The organism is Azotobacter bryophylli (assembly GCF_042643485.1).
In the GTDB taxonomy this organism is placed as follows: Bacteria; Pseudomonadota; Gammaproteobacteria; order Pseudomonadales; family Pseudomonadaceae; genus Azotobacter; species Azotobacter bryophylli.
Genome location: NZ_JBHRSJ010000022.1, coordinates 129,572 through 136,422, shown reverse-complemented (window position 1 = coordinate 136,422; position 6,851 = coordinate 129,572). Strand labels below are relative to the sequence as shown.

Sequence of the window (6,851 nt, the reverse complement as noted above, 5' to 3'; positions counted from 1 at the left end):
TCGCTCTGGTGGGCGTACTCCAGGGCGTAGCCGAAGCCGGCGCGGCTGCCGGTCAGGCGCACGCCGCTGGTGCGGCTGGACTGGCTGCCGAGGGCCGCATTCGCTGCCACCGCCAGGTTGTCCAGGCCCAGCAGGTAGTGGTAGGCGGTGATCTTCAGCTCCGGGCGCCAGGCGTAGCTGGCGTTGAACAGGTGGCTGTGGCCCTCGATGTTGGCCGGGTTGGTCGGGTAGCCGTGCTGGCCGTCGGGGCCGAAGGGCGTGTTGATGTTGTCGAGGTAGCCGTAGGTCAGGGTCAGCTTGTCGAGAGGCTTGAGCTGGCCGAGGAAGCCGTCGTAGGTCTGCTCGTTCTGCCGCCAGGCGACGCCGCCGACGAAGCGCTGGTTGTCCAGCTCGATGCGCTGGCGGCCGTACACCGCGCTGCCGTACTGGTGGTCGTAGCGCAGCAGCAGCTGGTTGACCTCGCTGCCGTCGGGGTCGGCCACCACCGGGTAGCGGGTGTTGTGGTTGCGGGTGTCGTTGTAGTCGGCCTCGCCCAGACGGGCGACGTTGTCCAGCTCGATCAGGGCGGAGAAGCCATACAGGCGCCCGGTCTGGTAGCCGACCCGGGTGCGCAGGGTGTTGGCGTCGGCATGCATCAGGCCGTTGTCCTGGTCGACGTGCTCGTAGCGGTAGCGCAGGTCGAGGTAGGCCTTGCCTTGGGTGAAGATGTTGGTGAAGGACTCTTCCGCCGCGGCCAGAGCGGGTGCGCTCGCGGCGAGGCACAGCAGCAGGGAATGGGAAGTCTGACGCATGGATATCTTCCTGGGGTTTTTCCGGGCGTAGCCTCTCCCGCGCCCATGCCGGAGCATGGACGGACGGGGGTCTCGGGAGGGGCGTTACGGAACGCTGGGGGTCAGGCGACGACGCGCATCTTCGCCACGCTGGGGTTGTCGGGACCGGGCGGCGGCTGGTCGCCCTCCAGGCCGGGACGGACGATCAGCGGCTCGGCGCTGCTCGGCGCCTCGGCGGCGTTCTGCTGGATCATCTTCGAGCGGCGCACGAGAAAGTCCACCAGGTGGTTGCGGATGCGGTAGAACTGTGGGTCGTGGTGCATGGTCTCGCGGCTGCGGTCGCGCGGCAGGGTGTTGACCACGATCTCGGCGATCCGCGCGTGGGGCCCGTTGCTCATCAGCATGATCTTGTCCGAGAGCAGGATCGCCTCGTCCACGTCGTGGGTGATCATGAACACGGTCTGCCGGGTGGCCGCGCAGATCTTCAGCAGCTCGTCCTGGATCACCCCGCGGGTCAGGGCGTCGAGGGCGCCGAACGGCTCGTCCATCAGCAGCATCTTCGGCTCCACCGAGAAGGCCCGGGCGATGCCGACGCGCTGCTTCATGCCGCCGGACAGCTCGCTCGGCTTCTTCTTCCAGGCGGCCTTCAGGCCGACCATCTCGATGAAGCGCGCGCCGTGCTCGGCGATCCGCTTGCGCGACCAGTCCGGATGGCGCGAGCGCACGGCGAAGGCGATGTTCTCCTCCACGGTCAGCCAGGGCAGCAGGGCATGGCTCTGGAACACCACGCCGCGGTCCAGGCTGGGGCCGGAGATCTCCTTGCCGGCCATCACCACCGCCCCGCTGCTGGCCTCATCCAGGCCGGCGATGACGTTGAGGATGGTGCTCTTGCCGCAGCCGGAGTGGCCGATCACGCAGATGAACTCGCCCTGCTGGATGCTGAAGTTGATGTTCTCGAACACCGGCGGCAGGTCGGCGCGGTAACGCTTGCTCAGCCCCTCGACCTTGATGAAGGGGGCGGCGTGCTTGGTTTCATTCGGCATAGGTCACCTTCTTCTGCAGTCGGGCGAACAGGAGATCGAGGAGCATTCCGATCACGCCGATCATCAGTACGGCGAAGATCACGTTGCCCAGGGACAGGTTGTTCCACTCGTTCCATACGAAATAGCCGATGCCGGTGCCGCCGATGAGCATCTCGGCGGCGACGATCACCAGCCAGGCGATGCCCATGGAGATGCGCATGCCAGTGATGATGGTCGGCGCGGCGGCCGGCAGGATCACCCGGAAGGCCTTGCGCAGCGGGCCGACCTCCAGGGTGCGGGCCACGTTCAGCCAGTCCTTGCGCACCCCGGCGACGCCGAAGGCGGTATTGATCAGCATCGGCCACACCGAGCAGATGAAGATCACGAAGATCGCCGAAGTCTGGGAGTCCTTGATGGTGTAGAGGGCGATGGGCATCCAGGCCAGCGGCGAGATCGGCTTGAGCACCTGGATGAAAGGGTCCAGCGCCCGGTACAGCAGCGGCGACATGCCGATCACGAAACCCAGCGGGATGGCCACCAGGGCGGCGATCAGGTAGCCCAGCCCGACCCGGCCCAGCGAGTGCATCAGCTGGATGCCGATGCCCTTGTCGTTGGGGCCGTTGTCGTAGAAGGGATCGCTGAGGTGTTGCCAGGCCAGGCCGGCGAACTGCGCCGGGGTCGGCAGGCCGTTGCTCGGCGCCGGGGCGCTGGCCTCCTGGCCCATCAGCAGGGCGTACTCCTCGTCCACCGGGGCGGCGGCAGCGCCCGCTTTCGGACCCGTGGCGAACTGCCAGATCAGGACCAGCGTCAGCAGCATCACCAGCGACAGCACGGAGGCTTTCAGACGTATCGATCGGTTCATGGACGGTCCTCCTAGCTGCGCTTGATGGCGAGGCCATCCAGGTAGGCCGCCGGTGCGTCCGGATCGAACGGCCGGCCCATCACCGAGAAGCCCTTGTAGCCGGACAGCGGCTCGGCGCTGGCCTGGCTCATGCCGAGGGCGGCCATCTGCTTGCGCGCGTCGGTCATCAGGAACACCTGCTCGGCCAGCGCCTTGTAGTCCATCTCGCCCTTGAGGTAACCCCAGCGCTTCATCTGGGTCAGCATCCAGGTGGCCATGGAATACCAGGGCATCGGCGCGAAGCCGGCGCGGTCGGGCTCGTTGCGCACCTGGCCGAGACCGTCGGCGAAGCGTCCGGTCAGCGCCTGGCGCACGACGATCTCCGGCTGGTTCAGGTAGTTGGGTGTGGAGATGGCCTTGGCGATGGTCGGCAGGTTGGCCGGATCGCTGGCCGCCGCCGCGGCGTTGAGGATGGCCCGGTACAGTGCGGCGAAGGTATTGGGGTTCTGCTCGATGAACGCCTGGGAGGCACCGAAGGAGCAGCACGGATGGCCGTTCCAGATGTCCTTGGAGAGGATGTGGATGAAGCCGATGCCGTCGTACACCGCACGCTGGTTGAACGGGTCCGGGCCGAGGAAGCCGTCGATGTTGCCGGCGCGCAGGTTGGCGATCATCTCCGCCGGCGGGGTCACCCGCAGCTGCACGTCGCGGTCCGGGTCCAGGCCGTGCTCGGCCAGGTAGTAGCGCAGCAGGAAGTTGTGCATGGAGAACTCGAAGGGAATGGCGAACTTGAAGCCCTTCCAGTTGCGCGGATCGCGGTTGTCCTTGTGCTTGAGGGCCAGGGTGATGGCCTGGCCGTTGACGTTCTGGATGGTCGCCACGCGCATCGGCTGGGCGCTGGAGCCCAGACCCAGGGAAATGGCCAGCGGCATCGGGGCGAGGAAGTGCGAAGCGTCCAGCTCGCCGTTGAGCATGTGGTCGCGCACCAGCGCCCAGCCGGCGGTCTTCTGCAGGCTGACCGCAAGGCCCTGCTCCTTATAGAAGCCCATGGGATCGGCCATGATCAGCGGCGTGGCGCAGTTGATCGGGATGAAGCCGATCTTCAGGTTCTTCTTCTCCAGGGGGCCCTTGTCCTCGGCCATGGCCTTCAGCGAGTCCAGCGGCAGGACGCTGGCGATGGCCGCCATCGCCGTGCCCATGCCGACCGCCTTGAGGAACCGCCGGCGGGTGGCGTCGTGCGGGAACAGGGCACGCACGGCGGCGGCCTCGACGAAGTCGCGGGACAGGGTTTCGCTGTCCCGGGCGCGGGCCAGACGGGCTTCTTCGGCGGCCCGGTCATGTTCGGCCTGGCTACCGTGCCCCCCGCAGGTGCAGCCCGACAGGTCGCTGTGTTCCGAATAGGGGCGGAAGAAATTCTTGTCACTCATAGCGTGCCCTCTTGTAGTTCATGGCGGTCAGGCGGCCTTCGCCTGGCCCACGCGCAAGGTCGAAGCGGTGCGGCCGTCGAGCCGCTGCTCCATCAGCAAAAATCCATCGTCTTCCTGAACCACGGTCCACTCGGCTTGTGCACAGGGCGTGCCGTGCAATTCGATGGGCAACGAGCGGGTCTTCAGGCGGATCACCGGCGGGCTGTGCACGTAGCCCTCGGCCTCCCGGCCCAGCACCGCGTGGGCGATGGCCCGCGCCTGGTGGGCGATCGGCTCGATGAAGCGGCACGGCGCGCCGTCCAGGCTGACGCAGTCGCCCAGGGCGTGGATGTCCGGATCGCTGCTGCGCAGCGTCGCCGGATCGACCCGGATGCCGCGCTCGAAGGCCAGCCCGGCCAGCCGCGCGATACGCTCATCGGTGACCAGCCCGGTGGCGGCCACCACCTGTTCGGCATCCAGCGCCAGACCGCAGCGGGTGCTGATGCGCCTGGAGCCGTCGGCCAGAGCCTCGACGCCGGCCACCTCCACGCCCCCCAGGTAATCGATGCCCAGCGCCGCCTGGCTCTGCAGCAGGCGCTGGGCCGCGGCGTCCGGCAGCAGGCCGGCCAGCGGCAGGTTGCACCGATCCAGCAGGGTCACGTTGTGCCCGGCGCGGGCGAAATCCTCGGCCAGCTCGCAGCCGACCATCCCGGCGCCGACGATGACCACCCGCTGCGGCCCCTTCGCCAGTTGCCGCTGCAGGCCGCTCCAGCCGGCCAGATCGTTGACCCGCCAGCACAGTGCCTGCGGCAGTTCGGCCGGCAGCGCCGGGCGCGCGCCCTGGGCCAGCACCAGCTTGGTGTAGTTCAGGGTGCCGCGGGTGGTGCGTAGCTGATGCAGGGCCGGACTGAGGCCGACCACGAAGGTCTCGGCGAGCAGGCGCACGCCCAGGCGGCGGGCGGCATCGACGGCGCGTTCGCGGACCAGCTTTTCGGCGGTCATGCCGCGGCTGACCGCCAGCGACAGTTCCGGCTTGTGGTAGCGGTCGCCCTTGCAGGCGCTGACCAGGGTGATCGGCACCTGGCCGTCCAGCTCGCGCAGGGCCTCGACCGCGGCCCAGCCGGCCAGGCCGGCGCCGACCACCACGATGCCACTGCCGCAGGCGAACGCCGGCACCTGGCAGGCCGGCGCGGCCTCGCGCCTGACGTAGGGCTCGAAGTCCAGCTTGGTCACCCCGCACAGCGGGCATTCCCAGTCCTCGGGGATGTCCTCGAAGCGGGTGCCGGCAGCCAGGCCGCTGTCCGGATCGCCCTGCTCCTCGTCGTAGATCAGGCCGCAGGCGCGGCAGATGAACTGCCGCCAGGGTTGGCTGATGGCGCTCATGCCGGCGTCTCCTCTTTCATCAGGCGGGCCATCTCCCAGCGCAGGTGCTTGATCGCCGGGGTGACGATGGCGACGAACTGCGCCTCACGGATGCGCCGCTGCGGTGCTGCGCTCATCAGGTAGCCGCGCGCGCCCTGGTGCAGCAGGGCCGACTGGGTCGCGCGCAGGGCCAGTTCGGCGCCCTGGGTGCGGGCATCGAGCACGTCCAGCAGATAATCCTTGCTGCCGTCGAAAGGGCTCTGCGCCAGCTTCATGATCCGCCCGCCGAGCTCCTCGAACTCGGCCTGGAGCTGGTCCGGGCGGTCGTGGAGGTACTGGTTGACGTGGCCGAGCACCGGCTCGACTTCGCGGATCGAGTCCAGGCTGCCCTGCACCAGGCCGGTGGCCATGCCCGCCTGGAGCAGCACGAAGGCGGCGCGGATGCGGGCGATGAACGGTCGCGCCGGGTCGGCGATCAAACTCGGCTCGCCGACGAAGTAGTCGTCGAGCTGGATGCGCCAGGTGCTGGTCCCCTCCATGCCGGAGAAGGTCGGACAGGCCTTCAGCTCGGTGCGCTCGTCCAGGTCGAGGAGGAACATGATCTCGTGGGAACGGCTGCCGTCGCCCCGCTCCACCGCGGCGATGGCGCCGCAGTACTGGCCCCTGGCGATGTGACTGACCCAAGGCAGCGAACCGCTGACCTTGTAGCCGCCGGGCACCTTGCGCGCCCGCAGCAGCATGTTCTCGATGCCGGCCAGGGCCTTCATCGGGTTGGACAGGCCGGTGCCGCCGAACGTCCGGCCGGCGGCGTGGCCGGCCAGGCGCTCCAGCAGCGCCGGGTTGCCCGACTGCTCCATGTACAGGCCGCAGACGTCCTGGCACCAGGTCAGGAAGCCGGTGGAGCCGCAGCTGCGGCTGACCTCCTGCATGGCCGCCAGGGCCAGGCCGAAGCGGCTGCCGTGGCTGTCCAGGTGGGCGGCAAAGGCCCCGGCCTCGCCGAGCGCTGCCATGAGGTCGAGCGGGTAATGCCCCTCGTCGATGCGGCCGGCGGCCTGGGCCAGCGGCCCGCGGGCGATGCGCCCGACCTCGGCGAGCACCCGGGCCTCGTCGCCCCAGGCGGCGGTGGGAGTGGAAACGGCGACTGCGACGCTGTTCATGGCATCCTCCGGTAAGACAGGGCTGGGATCAGTCGGCCAGGCCGATGCTGAACGGGATCGGGTTGCGCAGGGTGTTGGCCACCGGCGAGTAGAAGTTGGCGTGGCGGACGATCTCGTCCAGCTCCTCGCGGCTCGCATCGCCTTCCACCAGCACCTTCACCCGGATCGCCTGGAAGCCCATCTGCTCCGGCTGCATCTGCGCACCGCCCGCGCCCCAGGCCGCCGGGTTGCCGATGTCCGCCTCCAGGAAGATCTCCAGCTTGCTCAGCCTGATCTGCTTCCAGGTCGCCACC

7 protein-coding genes are annotated in these 6,851 nt (G+C 68.7%); all 7 read right to left on the bottom strand.

The window, feature by feature from the left end; translation table 11 throughout:
- Nucleotides 1-791, bottom strand: a 791-nt coding sequence (locus ACFOJE_RS12075) for an alginate export family protein (RefSeq protein WP_377814699.1), incomplete at its 3' end; no start/stop codon positions are given.
- Nucleotides 792-892: 101 nt separating this feature from the next.
- Nucleotides 893-1,813: an ABC transporter ATP-binding protein gene (locus ACFOJE_RS12070; protein ID WP_377814603.1), complete on the bottom strand. Its 921-nt coding sequence runs from the start codon at nucleotides 1,811-1,813 to the stop codon at nucleotides 893-895.
- Nucleotides 1,803-2,654 carry a nitrate ABC transporter permease gene (ntrB, locus tag ACFOJE_RS12065; RefSeq protein ID WP_377814602.1) on the bottom strand — a complete coding sequence of 284 codons (852 nt, stop codon included), beginning with the start codon at nucleotides 2,652-2,654 and terminating at the stop codon, nucleotides 1,803-1,805. The genes ACFOJE_RS12070 and ntrB overlap by 11 nt, the downstream gene beginning before the upstream one ends.
- Nucleotides 2,655-2,665: 11 nt before the next feature.
- Nucleotides 2,666-4,060 carry an ABC transporter substrate-binding protein gene (locus tag ACFOJE_RS12060; RefSeq protein ID WP_377814601.1) on the bottom strand — a complete coding sequence of 465 codons (1,395 nt, stop codon included), beginning with the start codon at nucleotides 4,058-4,060 and terminating at the stop codon, nucleotides 2,666-2,668.
- Nucleotides 4,061-4,087: 27 nt separating this feature from the next.
- Nucleotides 4,088-5,422 carry an FAD-dependent oxidoreductase gene (locus ACFOJE_RS12055; RefSeq protein ID WP_377814600.1) on the bottom strand — a complete coding sequence of 445 codons (1,335 nt, stop codon included), beginning with the start codon at nucleotides 5,420-5,422 and terminating at the stop codon, nucleotides 4,088-4,090.
- The gene (locus ACFOJE_RS12050; protein WP_377814599.1) at nucleotides 5,419-6,558 is read right to left on the bottom strand and encodes an acyl-CoA dehydrogenase family protein; all 1,140 of its coding nucleotides are present in this window, start codon (nucleotides 6,556-6,558) and stop codon (nucleotides 5,419-5,421) included. The genes ACFOJE_RS12055 and ACFOJE_RS12050 overlap by 4 nt, the downstream gene beginning before the upstream one ends.
- A 28-nt stretch (nucleotides 6,559-6,586) precedes the next feature.
- Nucleotides 6,587-6,851: OsmC family protein (locus ACFOJE_RS12045; protein ID WP_377814598.1), on the bottom strand; the 265-nt coding region annotated here is incomplete at its 5' end.

Excerpts from the sequence above, each read along its gene's own strand:
- ACFOJE_RS12070 (WP_377814603.1), bottom strand. The coding sequence starts at position 1,813 with ATGCCGAATGAAACCAAGCACGCCGCCCCCTTCATCAAGGTCGAGGGG.
- ntrB (WP_377814602.1), bottom strand. The coding sequence starts at position 2,654 with ATGAACCGATCGATACGTCTGAAAGCCTCCGTGCTGTCGCTGGTGATG.
- ACFOJE_RS12060 (WP_377814601.1), bottom strand. The coding sequence starts at position 4,060 with ATGAGTGACAAGAATTTCTTCCGCCCCTATTCGGAACACAGCGACCTG.
- ACFOJE_RS12055 (WP_377814600.1), bottom strand. The coding sequence starts at position 5,422 with ATGAGCGCCATCAGCCAACCCTGGCGGCAGTTCATCTGCCGCGCCTGC.
- ACFOJE_RS12050 (WP_377814599.1), bottom strand. The coding sequence starts at position 6,558 with ATGAACAGCGTCGCAGTCGCCGTTTCCACTCCCACCGCCGCCTGGGGC.